Genomic DNA, 14724 nt, shown 5'->3' on the forward strand with positions numbered 1-14724 from the left:
AGTGATGCAGGAGGCCAGTGGTGCGTGAGTATCTGCTGGTGCTGTTCTGCACCGCCGCCGTCACCTACCTGCTGACCGGCCCGGTCCGGAAGTTCGCCATCGCGGCGGGCGCGATGCCCCCGGTCCGCGCCCGCGACGTGCACCGCGAGCCCACTCCTCGGCTCGGCGGCATCGCGATGTTCGGCGGACTGTGCGCGGGCATCCTGGTCGCCTCCCAGCTGGACAACCTGAGCAAGGTGTTCAACGGGGGCAGCGACATCCGCGCGCTGCTGTCCGGCGCCGGGATCATGTTCCTGCTCGGGGTGCTGGACGACAAGTGGGGCGTGGACGCCCTGGTCAAGCTGGGCGGCCAGATGATCGCCGCCGGCGTGATGGTCTGGCAGGGCGTCACGGTGATCAGCCTCCCGGTGCCCGGCGTCGGTTCGGTCGCGGTGAGCCCGACCCAGGGCATGGTCATCTCGGTCACCCTGGTCGTCGTCATGGTCAACGCGGTGAACTTCATCGACGGACTGGACGGCCTGGCGGGCGGCATGGTCTGCATCGCCGCGATGGCCTTCTTCCTGTACAGCTACCGGCTCTGGTACGGCTACACGATCTCCGACGCGGCCCCCGCCGTGCTGTTCAGCGTGCTGCTGATCGGCATGTGCCTGGGCTTCCTGGCGCACAACATGCACCCCGCGCGGATCTTCATGGGCGACTCCGGCTCGATGATGCTCGGCCTGATGCTGGCCGTCGCGGCGATCTCGATCACCGGCCGGGTCGACCCGGACCTGATCAACAGCGAGACCGGTTCGCAGACCGCCACCGTGCACACCCTGGTGCCGATCTACATCCCGCTGCTGCTGCCGCTGACGGTCATCGCGCTGCCGCTGGCCGACCTGCTGCTCGCCGTGGTGCGCCGCACCTGGGCCGGCCAGTCCCCGTTCGCCGCCGACAAGCGCCACCTGCACCACCGGCTGCTCCAGGTCGGGCACTCGCACAGCCGGGCCGTGCTGATCATGTACTTCTGGGCCGCGCTGATCGCCTTCGGCACGGTCGCCTTCTCGGTGACCAACACCGGCCGCACGGTGGTGCTGACCCTCGCCGGGCTCTGCCTGGTCGGCCTGGTGGTCCTGCTGACGCCGCGGTTCCGGCCGCGGGCGCCCCGGGCGGTGCAGTCCTTCGTCCCGCCGCGGTACCGGCGGCGCTCGCCGTCCGCCCCGATGGCCGAACTGTCGGCGAAGGACAAGCAACTTCTGGGTGAAGCCAGCCGGGGGTCCACCGCGTCCACCGACCACCACAAGGCCACCGGCCGCCGGTGACAGCGAAGTTGACGATCCGCCAGGTGGGCTCACCCGTACGGCGGATTCGTTGCGCCGTCGGTGTGACAGGAGCCACACATTCATGGTAAAGCTCTCATCAAATAGTTTGTGATACCGTTCACGAGTACCGAGAACACGCCGAAAGACCTGACAGGTGGAGGACTTCCGTCCCTGGTCGGTCTCCCTCGACGGATCCGCCGCTCACCGCGGGCGGTCCGGCGGCGGCCACTCGGTCCGGTGTCACCCCGCCACCATCTGTGCCCGTCCCCCGCCACATCGACATGCCGCCGGAGCTGCCGACATGCCGTCCACCGACGCCCAGATCCTCCGGGGCGCCGCGATTCCCACTGCGGTCGCCGGGATCATCGCCATGGCGATCTCCTTCGCCGTCGCCGGTGGGAAGGGCCTGCTCGGCGCTTTCTTCGGCGCCATCCTGGTGCTGGCCTTCTTCAGCTCCGGCCAGTTCGCGCTCGAGCGGCTGACCAGGTCGAACCCGCAGATCATGATGGCCGCGGCGCTGATGGTGTACACCACCCAGATCCTGCTGGTCGGCATCGTGCTCGCGGTGTTCAAGGACACCGAGCTCTTCAACCGGCAGACCTTCGCCTTCACGTTGATCGGCTGCGTGCTGGTCTTCACCGGCTTCCAGGTGCGCGGCGCACTCAAGGCCAAGATGTTCTACGTCGACCCCCACGCCTCGGAAAGCAAGGGTGACAAGCCCTCCGACAAGGGTCGTCAACAGTGACGAGGCCCAGCTGTCCCCCCAACGAGGGGGGCGGTGTTTATGCCGCACTGACGGGCTGCTATCGTCCGTCGCAACAACGGAGTACGGGAAGAGGCCAGGTCTGTCCGGACATTGGACGGATCGCCCCCCGGACCCGCGCAGTCTTCGATGATCCCGTGGTCGCGCAGCGCGCCGTCGCGCGGGGTCGGCGAGAAACCCATCAAGTTCCAGTGCCGCTCCGTGGTCGCAGGCCACGCCGACACACCGAGGTTGCCGTAACCATGCGTCACGACGAAGGAGTCCGTGGTGAGTGCTGAACTCACGTCCTCGCTCGCCTCAGGCAGTTGCCACTTCGGGGACGCTGGCTGCGGCTTCCCGGCCCCGGGCCTGAACGAGTTCCAGTTCAAGCCGATCTTCTCGGTCGGCGGCGTCGACTTCAACAAGCCGATGCTGCTGTCGATCATCGTCGCGCTCCTGATCGTCGTGTTCTTCTGGGCCGCCTTCGCCAAGCCGCGCCTGGTCCCCGGCAAGCTGCAGCTGGTCGCCGAGATCGGTTACGACTTCGTCAAGCGCTCGATCGCGCTGGAGACGATCGGCAAGCGGGGCGAGAAGTACGTCCCGATGCTGGTCTCGATGTTCTTCTTCATCTGGTTGATGAACATCATGTCGATCATCCCGTTCGCCCAGTTCCCGGTGACGGCGGCGATCGCGTTCCCGGCCGGTCTGGCCGCGGTCGTGTGGATCACCTACATGACGCTGACCTTCAAGACCCACGGGTTCGTCGGCGGCATGAAGAACCTCTGCTGGCCGTCGGGCATCCCGGGCTGGGTCATGTTCATCCTGGTCCCGATCGAGTTCTTCTCGAACATCTTCGTGCGCCCCTTCACCCTGGCGGTCCGAGCCTTCGCGAACATGTTCGCCGGCCACCTGCTGGTCGTGATGTTCTCCGTCGCCTCCTGGTACCTGCTCAGCCCGACCCTGGGCGCGCTGTACGGCTCGGCCTCCTTCGTGGTCGCCGTCGGCCTCACCGCCTTCGAGCTGCTGGTCCAGTTCCTGCAGGCCTACATCTTCGTGATGCTGGCCAGCAGCTACATCGCCGGTGCCCTGGAAGAGGCGCACTGAGCCACGCAGCTCCGGCTGCCACCCCTCCCGAACGCCCGGTGGCCAACCACCACCGGTCCACCACCCCGCAAAGGACAAGCTGAAATGCAGAACCTCGCTGAGGTCTACGGTTCCGTCGCCTCCCTCGGTTACGGCCTCGCCGCGATCGGCCCCGGCATCGGTGTTGGTCTCATCTTCGGTAACGGTGTCCAGGCCATGGCCCGTCAGCCCGAGGCTGTCGGTCTGATCCGCACCAACATGTTCATCGGCTTCGCGCTGACCGAGGCGCTCGCCCTCATCGGCATCGTCATGCCGTTCGTCTTCGGCGCCGGCAAGTAATTCCCACGCCGTAGACCCTTTCGAGGAAGGTCCAGATATGAGTTTCGCGGCACAGCTCGCGGAGGAGGGGGAGAAGATGAACCCCCTGCTTCCCGCGTGGCCCGAGATCATCATCGGCCTGCTCTGCTTCTTCATCGTCTTCGGTCTGCTCGGCAAGAAGCTCCTCCCCAGCATCGAGAAGGTGCTGTCGGAGCGCCGGGACGCCATCGAAGGCGGCATGGAGCGCGCCGAGGCCGCCCAGGCGGAGGCCCAGGCCCTGCTTGAGCAGTACCGCGCCGAGCTCGCCGAGGCGCGCCACGAGGCTGCCCGCATCGTCGAGCAGGCTCGCGAGCAGGGCGCCGCCCAGCTCGCCGAGATGCGCGAGGAGGGCCAGCGTCAGCGCGAGGCCATCGTCGCCGCCGGCCACGCCCAGATCGAGGCCGACAAGAAGCAGGCGACTGCCGCCCTGCGTCAGGACGTGGGTTCGCTGGCCACCCAGCTGGCTTCCCGCATCGTCGGCGAGTCCCTCGAGGACAACGCCCGGCAGAGCGGCGTGATCGACCGCTTCCTGAACGAGCTCGAGGCCAAGGCCGCCGTGGCTCAGGGTGCGGCCAAGTGATCGGCGCCAGCCGCGAGGCGCTTGCCGCCGGCCGGCAGAACCTGGACAGCCTGACCGACTCCACCTCGGTGGACGCGGCCAAGCTCGCCGAGGAACTCACCGCCGTCACGGCCGTGCTGGACCGCGAGGTGTCGCTGCGCCGCGTGCTGACCGACCCGTCCCGGTCGGGGCAGGACAAGGCCCAGCTGGTCACCTCGCTGCTGACCGGTCAGGTCTCCGGCGAGACCGTCGACCTGGTCTCCGGCCTGGTCCGGTCCCGCTGGTCGGGTGCGCGTGACCTGGTGGACGCGACCGAGGAGCTCGCCGCCTACGCCGAGGTCATCGCCGCGGACAAGGCCGGCGCCCTGGACGACGTCGAGGACGAGCTGTTCCGCTTCGGCCGGGTGGTCAGCGGCTCGCACGAGCTGCGCGCCGCGCTCACCGAGCCGAAGGCCGGCACCGGCGCGAAGGCCGGGCTGATCAACAAGCTGCTCGGCGGCCGCGCCAACGCCGGCACCGTCCGGCTGGTCACCGCCCTCGTCAACGCGCCGCGCGGCCGTAGCCTGGAGCAGGGCCTCGAGTCCTACTCGAAGCTCGCCGCCGCGCGCCGCGGCCGCATGGTGGCCCTGGTCACCAGCGCGGTGCCGCTGTCGGACACCCAGAAGGAGCGCCTCACCGGTGCTCTGGGCCGGATGTACGGCCGCCAGGTCCACCTGAACATCGACGTCGACCCCGAGGTCGTCGGCGGTGTGCGGGTGCAGATCGGCGACGAGATCATCGACGGCACCGTGTCGAGCCGCCTCGAAGGCGCTCGTCAGTCGCTCGAAGGCTGAGCAGCACCGAGCAGCACCGAGCAGCCCATCCGACCCTCGGTCGGGAAACCGGCTCCCCATGGAGTCGGCAAAACGTACGGCCGGTTCATACGACCCGGCCGAGAGTCGAGTACTTGCGGCCGGCCCTCAACGGCGGGCCGAGGATCGCAAACTAGGAGAGCAGGGAAGCCTGATGGCGGAGCTTACGATCCGTCCGGAGGAGATCCGGGACGCGCTGGCCGACTTTGTCCAGTCGTACCAGCCGGACGCCGCTTCTGTGGAAGAGGTCGGCACGGTCACTGACGCGGCGGACGGCATCGCGCATGTCGAGGGCCTGCCCTCGGTCATGGCGAACGAGCTGCTGAAGTTCGAGGACGGCACGCTCGGCCTCGCGCTGAACCTCGACACCCGCGAGATCGGTGTCGTCGTCCTCGGTGAGTTCGGCGGTATCGAAGAGGGCCAGACCGTGCGCCGCACCGGCGAGGTCCTCTCGGTTCCGGTCGGCGACGGCTACCTCGGCCGCGTCGTGGACCCGCTGGGCAACCCGATCGACGGCCTCGGCGAGATCGCCGCCACCGGCCGTCGCGCCCTTGAGCTGCAGGCCCCCGGCGTCATGGCCCGCAAGTCGGTCAAGCAGCCGCTGCAGACCGGTATCAAGGCCATCGACGCGATGACCCCGATCGGCCGTGGCCAGCGTCAGCTGATCATCGGTGACCGCCAGACCGGCAAGACCGCGGTGGCCGTCGACACGATCATCAACCAGCGCGACAACTGGCGCTCGGGCGACCCGGAGAAGCAGGTCCGCTGCATCTACGTCGCCGTGGGCCAGAAGGGCTCCACCATCGCGTCCGTCCGCGGCGCCCTGGAGGAGGCCGGCGCGCTGGAGTACACCACCATCGTGGCCGCTCCCGCGTCCGACCCGGCCGGTTTCAAGTACCTGGCCCCGTACACCGGTTCGGCCATCGGCCAGGAGTGGATGTACGACGGCAAGCACGTCCTGATCATCTTCGACGACCTGTCGAAGCAGGCCGAGGCCTACCGTTCCGTCTCCCTGCTGCTGCGCCGCCCGCCGGGCCGCGAGGCCTACCCGGGTGACGTCTTCTACCTGCACTCCCGCCTGCTGGAGCGCTGCGCGAAGCTGAACGACGCCCTGGGCGGCGGCTCGATGACCGGTCTGCCGATCATCGAGACCAAGGCCAACGACGTCTCGGCGTACATCCCGACCAACGTCATCTCCATCACCGACGGCCAGTGCTTCCTGGAGTCCGACCTGTTCAACGCCGGCATCCGCCCGGCCGTGAACGTCGGTATCTCGGTCTCCCGCGTCGGTGGCTCCGCCCAGATCAAGGCCATGCGCTCGGTCGCCGGCCGTCTGCGCCTGGACCTCGCCCAGTACCGTGAGCTGGAGGCCTTCGCCGGCTTCGGCTCCGACCTGGACGCGGCCTCCAAGGCCCAGCTGGAGCGCGGTGCGCGCATGGTCGAGCTGCTCAAGCAGGGCCAGTACCAGCCGTTCCCGGTCGAGGAGCAGGTCGTCTCCATCTGGGCCGGTACCACCGGCAAGCTGGACGACGTCCCGGTCGCCGAGATCCGCCGCTTCGAGCGCGAGTTCCTGGACCACGTCCGCCTGCAGCACAAGGACCTGCTCGCCGGCATCGTCGAGACCGGTCTGCTGGCCGACGGCACCGTCGACGCCCTGACCGGCGCGATCGAGGCCTTCAAGCAGGGTTACCAGACCGCCGACGGCAAGCTGCTCTCCGAGCAGGCCTGAGTCCGGTAGCGAGGGAAAGGACGTAACGACCCATGGGAGCACAGCTTCGGGTCTACAAGCGCCGGATCCGCTCTGTCACCGCGACGAAGAAGATCACCAAGGCGATGGAGATGATCTCCGCGGCGCGCATCGGCAAGGCGCAGCGCGCGGTGGCGGCCTCCGCTCCGTACGCCGATGAGCTCACCCGGGCGGTGACGGCGGTGGCCACCCGGTCCAACGCCAAGCACCCGCTCACCACCGAGAACCCGAACGCCACCCGCGCGGCGGTCCTGCTGATCACGGCGGACCGCGGCCTGGCCGGCGGTTACTCGTCCAACGCCATCAAGGCCTCGCTGACGCTCTCCGAGCGCCTGCGCGGCGAGGGCAAGGACGTCGTGACCTACGTCGTCGGTCGGAAGGGTCTGTCGTACTACACCTTCCGCAACCTGGCGGTGGGGAACTCGTGGACGGGCTTCTCGGACAAGCCGACCTACGGCGACGCGAAGATGGTGGCGGCCGAGCTGATCGAGGCCTTCACGGCCGAGACCGGCGGCGTGGACGAACTCCACGTGGTCTCGACCGAGTTCGTGTCCATGCTGACGCAGGACGCGGTCGCGGCGCGGCTGCTGCCGCTGAAGCTGGACGAGGTCCAGCTCAGCGACCAGTCGCCGGCCAAGTCGGAGATCTTCCCGCTGTACGACTTCGAACCGTCGGCGGAGGGCGTGCTCGACGCGCTGCTGCCGCGGTACGTCGAGAGCCGGATCTACAACGCGCTGCTGCAGTCGGCCGCTTCCGAGCACGCCGCCCGCCGCCGCGCGATGAAGAGCGCGACGGACAATGCCGGCGAGCTCATCAAGTCGCTCACGCGGCTTGCCAACTCGGCCCGTCAGGCCGAGATCACCCAGGAAATCAGCGAGATCGTCGGCGGCGCCAACGCCCTCGCCGACGCTAGCCGCGGGAGCGAATGAGAATGACCACCACTGTTGAGCCGACCACGGCGACGGGCCGCGTCGCGCGGGTCATCGGCCCGGTCGTCGACGTGGAGTTCCCCGTCGACGCGATTCCGGAGATGTACAACGCCCTGCACGTCGAGGTGGACAACCCCGACGGCACGGGCAAGAAGACCCTCACCCTCGAGGTCGCCCAGCACCTCGGCGACGGCCTGGTCCGCGGCATCTCGATGCAGCCGACCGACGGCCTGGTCCGCGGTTCGCAGGTCACCGACACCGGTGCCGCGATCTCCGTGCCGGTCGGCCAGATCACCAAGGGCAAGGTGTTCAACGCCCTCGGTGACGTGCTGAACGTCGACAAGGCGGAGTTCGACAAGCAGGTCGAGGTCCGCTGGCCGATCCACCGCAAGGCGCCGGACTTCAAGGACCTCGAGTCCAAGACCGAGATGTTCGAGACCGGCATCAAGGTCATCGACCTGCTCACCCCGTACGTCACGGGTGGCAAGATCGGTCTGTTCGGTGGTGCCGGTGTCGGCAAGACCGTTCTGATCCAGGAGATGATCTACCGCGTCGCCGAGAACTTCGGTGGTGTGTCGGTGTTCGCCGGCGTCGGCGAGCGCACCCGTGAGGGCAACGACCTCATCGACGAGATGGTCGACTCGGGCGTTCTGGACAAGACCGCGCTGGTCTTCGGCCAGATGGACGAGCCGCCGGGCACCCGTCTGCGCGTCGCGCTCTCCGCGCTGACCATGGCGGAGTACTTCCGTGACGTCGAGAAGCAGGACGTGCTCCTCTTCATCGACAACATCTTCCGGTTCACCCAGGCCGGTTCCGAGGTGTCGACCCTGCTCGGCCGCATGCCCTCCGCGGTGGGCTACCAGCCGAACCTGGCCGACGAGATGGGCCTCCTCCAGGAGCGCATCACCTCGACCCGCGGTCACTCGATCACCTCGATGCAGGCGATCTACGTCCCCGCGGACGACCTGACCGACCCGGCCCCGGCCACCACCTTCGCCCACCTGGACGCGACCACCGTTCTGTCGCGCCCGATCTCGGAGAAGGGCATCTACCCGGCCGTCGACCCGCTGGACTCCACGTCCCGCATCCTCGACCCGCGGTACATCGCGCAGAACCACTACGACACGGCCATCCGCGTCAAGGGGATCCTGCAGAAGTACAAGGACCTCCAGGACATCATCGCCATCCTCGGTATGGACGAGCTGTCCGAAGAGGACAAGATCACGGTGCACCGCGCCCGTCGCATCGAGCGCTTCCTCTCGCAGAACACCTACGTGGCGAAGCAGTTCACCGGTGTCGAGGGCTCGACCGTGCCGCTGTCGGAGACCATCGAGGCCTTCAACTCGATCGCCGACGGCAAGTACGACTCCGTCCCGGAGCAGGCCTTCTTCATGTGCGGTGGCATCGAGGACCTCGAGAAGAACGCCGCCGAGCTGGCGAAGAAGTAGTCGCGGCCGGTAGCAGCTGAGTGACCGTGAGGGGTGGCCCCCGAGCCTGGGGACCACCCCTCGCGGCACATCGGCTGTGATTCCGGTCAAATCCGTGCCGCCGGTTTCATGCCGGGGGCGCGGGGCCGTTATTCTTACCGAAACTCCCGAGTAATCGGGGGTTGCATGAGCCTAGGAGCCCACGTTGGCTGAGCTGCACGTCGAGCTGGTCGCAGCCGACCGCAAGGTGTGGTCCGGTGCGGCCACCATCGTCGTCGCCCGTACGGCCTCCGGTGACACCGGCATCATGCCGGGCCACACCCCGGTGCTGAGCGTGCTGGAGACCGGTCCGGTCACCATCCGCACGGTGGACGGCGGCACCGTCATCGCCGCGGTGCACGGCGGCTTCATCTCCTTCGCCGACAACAAGCTGTCTCTGCTCGCGGAGATCGCCGAGCTGGCGGACGAGATCGATGTCGCGCGTGCCGAGCGCGCGCTGGAGGCGGCCAAGTCCGACCTGGACGCGCACGCCGAGCGTCGCGCCGAGGTCCGGCTGTTCGCGGCGCGCGGCCTCAAGGCCCACGCCTGAGTGTGCCGGACCCCGACTTCGCGGGGTCGACCGACGGTCCCGGGGACGCCTGAGCGTGACCCCGGGACTGTCGTCGTAGTTGGTAGGTCAGCGTGGTCGTCCGGGACGGCCGCAAACGGGGAACGCGGGTAGCGAGGAGGTAGGTGAGCATGGTCCTCGCGCTTGTGGTGTGTGCGGCGGTCGTGGCGCTGGGAGTGATCGGCCTGATGGCCTTCGCCGTACGCCGCCGCCTGATCCAGCGGGTCGGCGGCACGTTCGACTGCAGTTACCGGCTCAAAATGCCCGCCGACGCCTCGACGCAGCCCGACCTCGACGAGAACGGCAAACCCACCTCAGCCCCGGTCCCCCCGACCGACGGCAAGGGGTGGGTTTTCGGTATCGGGCGGTACAGCGGCGACTCGATCGAGTGGTTCCGGGTCTTCTCGTACGCCCCGCGCCCGCGCAAGGTCCTGCCCCGCCGGGAGATCGAGGTCCTGGGCCGGCGCTACCCGGAGGGCCAGGAGGAGCTGGCGCTGCTCTCCGGCTCGGTGGTGCTGCGCTGCCTGCACAACGGGGCGCCGCTGGAGCTGGCGATGAGCGAGGACGCGCTCACCGGCTTCCTGGCCTGGCTGGAGGCGGCCCCGCCCGGGCAAAGGGTCAACGTCGCCTGACCTCCCCGGCTAGGCTGGCCGCATGGTCAATCTGACGCGCATCTACACCCGTACCGGGGACGACGGCAGCACCGCGCTCGGCGACATGAGCCGGACCACCAAGACCGACCCGCGGCTGATGGCGTACGCCGACGCCAACGAGGCGAACGCGGCGATCGGGGTGGCCCTCGCGGTCGGCGCACTGCCCGAGGACGTCGCGGCCGTGCTCGTCAGGGTCCAGAACGACCTGTTCGACGTCGGCGCCGACCTCTCCACGCCCGTGGTCGAGGACCCGAAGTACCCGCCGCTGCGGGTGCTCCAGTCCTACGTGGACCGGCTGGAGGGGGACTGCGACCACTACCTGGAGCAGGTGGAGAAGCTGCGCAGCTTCATCCTCCCCGGCGGCACGCCCGGCGCGGCCCACCTGCACCTGGCCTGCACGGTGGTGCGGCGGGCCGAGCGCTCGACCTGGGCGGCGATCGACGCGTACGGGGACTCCGTCAACCCGCTGACCGCGAAGTACCTCAACCGGCTGTCCGACCTGCTGTTCATCCTGGCCCGGGTGGCCAACAAGGAGCGCGGCGACGTGCTCTGGGTGCCGGGGGAGAACCGCTAGGAGGCATCGTCGGATCCTACGAGGCGTCCTGGGACACCTTCTCCGGGGCGGGTTGCTCGACCACCCGGCCGTCCACCACGGTGACGCCCGCCGGCGGCTCCTTGGGCCAGCGCGAGAAGCAGCCGGCCACGATCACGTTGACCACGGCCGCGATGCCCAGCCTCCAGTACCACTGGGCGAAGGTGCCGAAGTGGGCGGAGCCGGCCGACAGCGGGACGAGCAGGCTGATCAGCGCCAGGGTGATCACGGCGGAGACGACCGTCCGCTTGGCGATCTGCCACTCGTACGCCGTCCGCTCCGGGCCGTACTTGGGGGAGGGCAGCGGCTTGGGGCCGCCGGCGAAGCGGTGCAGGAAGTGCCGGTCGGCCCAGGCGACCAGCGAGGGGCCGTAGCCGACCGAGAAGCCGGCGTAGCTCGCGGCCAGGGCGTGCATCCAGCTCGCCTGCGCGCCGCCGCGCAGGTTCAGCACGGTGAGGGCGTACAGGGCGAGGTCCACCACCGGCAGGCCGATCAGCAGCACGGTGCTGGCGCGGCGCCACCGCAGCAGGTAGCGGGCGGAGAGGGCGAGGCCGAGCACGATCCACCAGGAGATCTCGGCCGCGACGATGAGGGTGACGATCACTTCTGCTCCCGGTCGTTTTCGGCGGTGCCCCCAGCCTCGTGCGCGGGCGCGGTGCTGTCGTCGTCGCCCGGTGCCGTCCTGGCCTGCACCTTTCGATGTAGTGGGCTCCTCCGCGGATCGGAGCCGGGCGGGTGGCCGGGGATGGTGAGATGGGGGCGTGCTCGTACCGTCCCTCCCCCCGCGGCAACTGGACCGGCTGATCGCCCTGTGCGGGGTGCTCGGCGGTGCGGTGCTGATCGTCTTCAAGGTGTACGACCGGGCGGACCGGGTGCCGCTGTGGGCCGTGGTGGCGCCGCTGCTGGTGACGGCGGGGCTGGAGCTGGTCCGGCGCACCCGGCCGGTGCTGGCGGTGTCGCTGGGCGGGCTGGCCTTCGCGGGGAGCATCTTCGCCGGCAGCCTGCTGGCGACGACGATCATGTACACCGACCTGCTGTACGCGGCGGTGCTCTACGGCACCAGCCGGATGTCGCGGGTGCTGCACCTGAGCGGCGGCGCGACCGTGCTGGTGCTGTCCAGCCTGGCCTGGTACGTGGCCGGGACCTCGGCCGGGCTGCTGATCGTGGTGGTCAGCTCGCTGGTGTTCCTGGCGCCGGTGTGGACCGGGGACCTGGTGCGCAAGCACCGGGAGCAGGCGGAGAACGAGCGGCTGCGGGCCGAACAGACCGCGCTGCTCTCGGAGATGGACCGGCGCGAGGCGGTCGTCGCCGAACGGTCCCGGATGGCACGGGAGTTGCACGACGTGGTGGCCAACCACCTGTCGGCGATCGCGATCCACGCCACCGGCGCGCAGTCGGCCGCCCGGCGGCGGAGCCTGCCCGAGGGCGATCCGCTGGTCGAGGTGCTGGCGGTGATCCGGGAGAACAGCGTCCAGGGATTGGCCGAAATGCGTCGCATGATCGGACTGCTTCGGGACAGCGGCGGGGGAGAGGCCGACGAGTCGTACGCGGCCCCCGACCTCGCCGCGGTGGACGCCCTGCTGGAGAAGGCCCGGGCCGCCGGGCAGGGCGTCGGACTGGACTTCGAGCTGACCGAGGACGGCGAGCGCGGTGACCTCCCGGTGCCGGTCGGGCTGGCCGCCTACCGGATCGTGCAGGAGTCGCTGACCAACGCGCTCAAGCACGCCGGGCCCGGACTGGTCGCGCTGCGGCTGGAGTTCGGCCCGGACGCGCTGCGGATCGCGGTCGACAGCCCGTTCCGCGGCGAACCGGGCCGTGAACTGCCCGGCGCCCGGGCCGGGCTGGTGGGGATGTCGGAGCGGGCCGCGCTGCTCGGTGGCAGCTTCGAGGCCGGGCCGCGGGACGGGTACTGGAGGGTGCGCGCGGAGTTGCCGCGCCGCCGGGAGAGCGAGGGACGGGCATGACGATCCGGGTACTGGTGGCCGAGGACCAGGCGGCGGTGCGGGCGGCGCTGGTGATGATCCTGCGGGCGGAGCCCGGGTTCGAGGTGGTCGGGCAGGCCGCCGACGGGCAGGAGGCCGTCCGGCTGGCCCTGGAACTGCGGCCCGACGTGGTGCTGATGGACGTCCAGATGCCCCGGCTGGACGGCGTCTCGGCGACCCGTCAGGTGGTGGACGCCGGGGCGGCCCAGGTGCTGGTGCTGACCACCTTCGACCTGGACGAGTACGTCTACGGCGCGCTGCGGGCCGGCGCCGCCGGCTTCCTGCTCAAGGACCTGGAGGCGGACACCCTGGTCGAGGGCATCCGCACGGTGGCGCGCGGGGACGGCATGCTGGCGCCCTCGGTGACCAGGCGGCTGATCGGCGCCTTCGCCCGTCCCGGGCGCCCGGTCGGACCGGAGGCCCGGACGGCGGTGGCGGGCCTGACCGGGCGGGAGCGGGAGGTGCTGGCCTGCGTCGGGGCGGGGATGTCCAACGGGGAGATCGCGCGCCGGCTGGAGATGGCGGAGGCGACCACCAAGACCCACGTCAGCCGGATCCTGGCGAAGCTGGGGCTGCGCAGCCGGGTGCAGGCGGCGATCCTCGCCCAGGACCTCGGTCTGACCATCTGACGACCATCCTGGTCGGGTGACCAGGTCGGTTGCAGATCACACTCCCGATTGCTATGGCACGGACGGTCTGGGCACTAGAGTCCCCGCCAGAGCAAAGCGGCTGCCGGTGGGTGATCCCTGCCCTGAGCCGCCTTCAGGGCCCGCCCGCAGGGCGGCGACGGCATCGGGAGACCCAGCCATGAGCAATGCGTCCAGCAAGCAGATCGCCGTGATCGGTGCCGGCCTGATGGGCGCCGGTATCGCCCAGGTGTCCGCGCAGGCCGGTCACCCGGTGGTGCTGCGGGACGTGACCGAGGAGGCGCTGCAGCGGGGCCTGGCCGGCATCCGCGCCTCGTACGAGAAGTTCGTCTCCAAGGGCAGGCTGAGCGCCGAGGACGCCGAGGCCGCGCTCGGCCGGATCACCACCACCACCGACCTGGGCGCCGTCGCCGAGGCCGACATCGTGGTCGAGGCCGTGTTCGAGAACCTGGACGTCAAGGAGGGCGTGTTCCGCGAGCTGGACAAGCTCGCCAAGGACGGCGCCGTCCTCGCCTCCAACACCTCCGCCATCCCGATCACCCGGATCGCGGCCGTCACCCAGCGGCCGGAGTCGGTCGTCGGCGTCCACTTCTTCTCGCCCGTCCCGATGATGAAGCTGGTCGAGCTGGTCCGCGGCTACAAGACCAGCGACGAGACGCTGGCCGCCGCCCGCGCCTACGCCGAGGGCGTCGGCAAGGACGTCGTGGTGGTCAACCGGGACGTGGCCGGCTTCATCACCACCCGCCTGATCACCGCGCTGGTCGTCGAGGCCGCCAAGCTGTACGAGTCGGGCGTGGCCACCGCCGAGGACATCGACACCGCCTGCCGCCTCGGCTTCGGCCACGCGATGGGCCCGCTGCAGACCGCCGACCTGACCGGCGTCGACATCCTGCTGCACGCCGCCCACAACATCTACACCGAGACCAAGGACGAGAAGTTCGCCGCCCCGGAGATCATGGCCCGCATGGTCACCGCCGGTGACCTCGGCCGCAAGAGCGGCCGGGGCTTCTACCCGTACGAGGGCAAGTGAGCCCGCGGGGCTGAACGCCCTGGTGGGCCGTGCGATCGGGGCATCGTACGGCCCGCCGTACCGGGGCGGGTGAGTTTCCTCACGCCGGGTGCCGCAGACGGGTGATTTGGGCGGTAATCGAGCGTAGGTGTGGAGAGTTCCTGCGTATATTCCCTCGGACGAGTGAAGTTGCTTCAGATCAGGGCGGAAAACAGCAACCTGCGGCGCTGCTCCACCG

General features: G+C 69.5%; 16 protein-coding genes. 15 read left to right on the forward strand and 1 reads right to left on the reverse strand.

Annotation, left to right across the window (positions count from 1 at the left end; genetic code table 11):
- The first annotated feature begins 20 nt into the window (after positions 1-20).
- The 12 genes from ACZ4W5_RS03815 to ACZ4W5_RS03870 all read left to right on the forward strand — a co-directional run bounded on the left by ACZ4W5_RS03815 (position 21) and on the right by ACZ4W5_RS03870 (position 10830).
- Complete coding sequence (locus ACZ4W5_RS03815) at positions 21-1301, forward strand: MraY family glycosyltransferase (RefSeq protein ID WP_360233611.1); 1281 nt, start codon at positions 21-23, stop codon at positions 1299-1301.
- Between the two features lie 301 nt (positions 1302-1602).
- A complete protein-coding gene (locus ACZ4W5_RS03820) occupies positions 1603-2046 on the forward strand; it encodes a hypothetical protein (protein ID WP_360233614.1) in 444 nt (147 codons plus the stop codon).
- 285 nt (positions 2047-2331) lie between these two features.
- Positions 2332-3147 carry a F0F1 ATP synthase subunit A gene (atpB, locus tag ACZ4W5_RS03825; RefSeq protein WP_360233617.1) on the forward strand — a complete coding sequence of 272 codons (816 nt, stop codon included), beginning with the start codon at positions 2332-2334 and terminating at the stop codon, positions 3145-3147.
- A gap of 84 nt (positions 3148-3231) precedes the next feature.
- The gene (gene atpE, locus ACZ4W5_RS03830; RefSeq protein ID WP_360233620.1) at positions 3232-3465 is read left to right on the forward strand and encodes an ATP synthase F0 subunit C; all 234 of its coding nucleotides are present in this window, start codon (positions 3232-3234) and stop codon (positions 3463-3465) included.
- Positions 3466-3502: 37 nt separating this feature from the next.
- Positions 3503-4063: a F0F1 ATP synthase subunit B gene (locus tag ACZ4W5_RS03835; protein WP_360233623.1), complete on the forward strand. Its 561-nt coding sequence runs from the start codon at positions 3503-3505 to the stop codon at positions 4061-4063.
- Positions 4060-4875 carry a F0F1 ATP synthase subunit delta gene (locus tag ACZ4W5_RS03840; RefSeq protein WP_360233626.1) on the forward strand — a complete coding sequence of 272 codons (816 nt, stop codon included), beginning with the start codon at positions 4060-4062 and terminating at the stop codon, positions 4873-4875. The genes ACZ4W5_RS03835 and ACZ4W5_RS03840 overlap by 4 nt, the downstream gene beginning before the upstream one ends.
- 172 nt (positions 4876-5047) lie before the next feature.
- Positions 5048-6622 (forward strand): F0F1 ATP synthase subunit alpha, encoded by a 1575-nt coding sequence (gene atpA / locus ACZ4W5_RS03845; RefSeq protein WP_360233628.1) that lies wholly within the window; start codon positions 5048-5050, stop codon positions 6620-6622.
- A 32-nt stretch (positions 6623-6654) separates the two neighbouring features.
- Positions 6655-7569 carry a F0F1 ATP synthase subunit gamma gene (locus ACZ4W5_RS03850; protein WP_360233631.1) on the forward strand — a complete coding sequence of 305 codons (915 nt, stop codon included), beginning with the start codon at positions 6655-6657 and terminating at the stop codon, positions 7567-7569.
- Between the two features lie 2 nt (positions 7570-7571).
- A complete protein-coding gene (gene atpD / locus ACZ4W5_RS03855; RefSeq protein WP_465652585.1) occupies positions 7572-9017 on the forward strand; it encodes a F0F1 ATP synthase subunit beta in 1446 nt (481 codons plus the stop codon).
- 184 nt (positions 9018-9201) lie between these two features.
- Positions 9202-9585 (forward strand): F0F1 ATP synthase subunit epsilon, encoded by a 384-nt coding sequence (locus tag ACZ4W5_RS03860; protein WP_360233637.1) that lies wholly within the window; start codon positions 9202-9204, stop codon positions 9583-9585.
- A 149-nt stretch (positions 9586-9734) separates the two neighbouring features.
- Complete coding sequence (locus ACZ4W5_RS03865; RefSeq protein WP_030057523.1) at positions 9735-10235, forward strand: DUF2550 domain-containing protein; 501 nt, start codon at positions 9735-9737, stop codon at positions 10233-10235.
- A gap of 22 nt (positions 10236-10257) precedes the next feature.
- On the forward strand, positions 10258-10830 hold the full coding sequence (locus ACZ4W5_RS03870; protein WP_360233640.1) for a cob(I)yrinic acid a,c-diamide adenosyltransferase: 573 nt from the start codon (positions 10258-10260) through the stop codon (positions 10828-10830).
- 16 nt (positions 10831-10846) lie between these two features.
- Here ACZ4W5_RS03870 and ACZ4W5_RS03875 read toward each other — a convergent pair whose 3' ends face one another.
- Positions 10847-11452: a hypothetical protein gene (locus ACZ4W5_RS03875; protein WP_360233643.1), complete on the reverse strand. Its 606-nt coding sequence runs from the start codon at positions 11450-11452 to the stop codon at positions 10847-10849.
- A gap of 157 nt (positions 11453-11609) precedes the next feature.
- On the opposite strand from ACZ4W5_RS03875, the gene ACZ4W5_RS03880 reads away from it, so the two are divergent.
- The 3 genes from ACZ4W5_RS03880 (at position 11610) to ACZ4W5_RS03890 (ending at position 14507) form a co-directional block, all read left to right on the forward strand.
- Entirely contained in the window at positions 11610-12812 is a 1203-nt protein-coding gene (locus ACZ4W5_RS03880; protein WP_402481165.1) for a sensor histidine kinase, read from the forward strand.
- On the forward strand, positions 12809-13459 hold the full coding sequence (locus tag ACZ4W5_RS03885) for a response regulator transcription factor (protein WP_360233649.1): 651 nt from the start codon (positions 12809-12811) through the stop codon (positions 13457-13459). The genes ACZ4W5_RS03880 and ACZ4W5_RS03885 overlap by 4 nt, the downstream gene beginning before the upstream one ends.
- A 178-nt stretch (positions 13460-13637) precedes the next feature.
- Positions 13638-14507: a 3-hydroxyacyl-CoA dehydrogenase family protein gene (locus ACZ4W5_RS03890; protein ID WP_360233652.1), complete on the forward strand. Its 870-nt coding sequence runs from the start codon at positions 13638-13640 to the stop codon at positions 14505-14507.
- Positions 14508-14724: the final 217 nt, after the last annotated feature.

The organism is Kitasatospora sp. NPDC029367 (genome assembly GCF_055569135.1).

Coding starts and splice junctions, on each gene's coding strand:
- ACZ4W5_RS03820 (WP_360233614.1), top strand. CDS start 1,603: ATGCCGTCCACCGACGCCCAGATCCTCCGGGGCGCCGCGATTCCCACT.
- atpE (WP_360233620.1), top strand. CDS start 3,232: ATGCAGAACCTCGCTGAGGTCTACGGTTCCGTCGCCTCCCTCGGTTAC.
- ACZ4W5_RS03835 (WP_360233623.1), top strand. CDS start 3,503: ATGAGTTTCGCGGCACAGCTCGCGGAGGAGGGGGAGAAGATGAACCCC.
- atpA (WP_360233628.1), top strand. CDS start 5,048: ATGGCGGAGCTTACGATCCGTCCGGAGGAGATCCGGGACGCGCTGGCC.
- ACZ4W5_RS03850 (WP_360233631.1), top strand. CDS start 6,655: ATGGGAGCACAGCTTCGGGTCTACAAGCGCCGGATCCGCTCTGTCACC.
- atpD (WP_465652585.1), top strand. CDS start 7,572: ATGACCACCACTGTTGAGCCGACCACGGCGACGGGCCGCGTCGCGCGG.
- ACZ4W5_RS03865 (WP_030057523.1), top strand. CDS start 9,735: ATGGTCCTCGCGCTTGTGGTGTGTGCGGCGGTCGTGGCGCTGGGAGTG.
- ACZ4W5_RS03870 (WP_360233640.1), top strand. CDS start 10,258: ATGGTCAATCTGACGCGCATCTACACCCGTACCGGGGACGACGGCAGC.
- ACZ4W5_RS03885 (WP_360233649.1), top strand. CDS start 12,809: ATGACGATCCGGGTACTGGTGGCCGAGGACCAGGCGGCGGTGCGGGCG.
- ACZ4W5_RS03890 (WP_360233652.1), top strand. CDS start 13,638: ATGAGCAATGCGTCCAGCAAGCAGATCGCCGTGATCGGTGCCGGCCTG.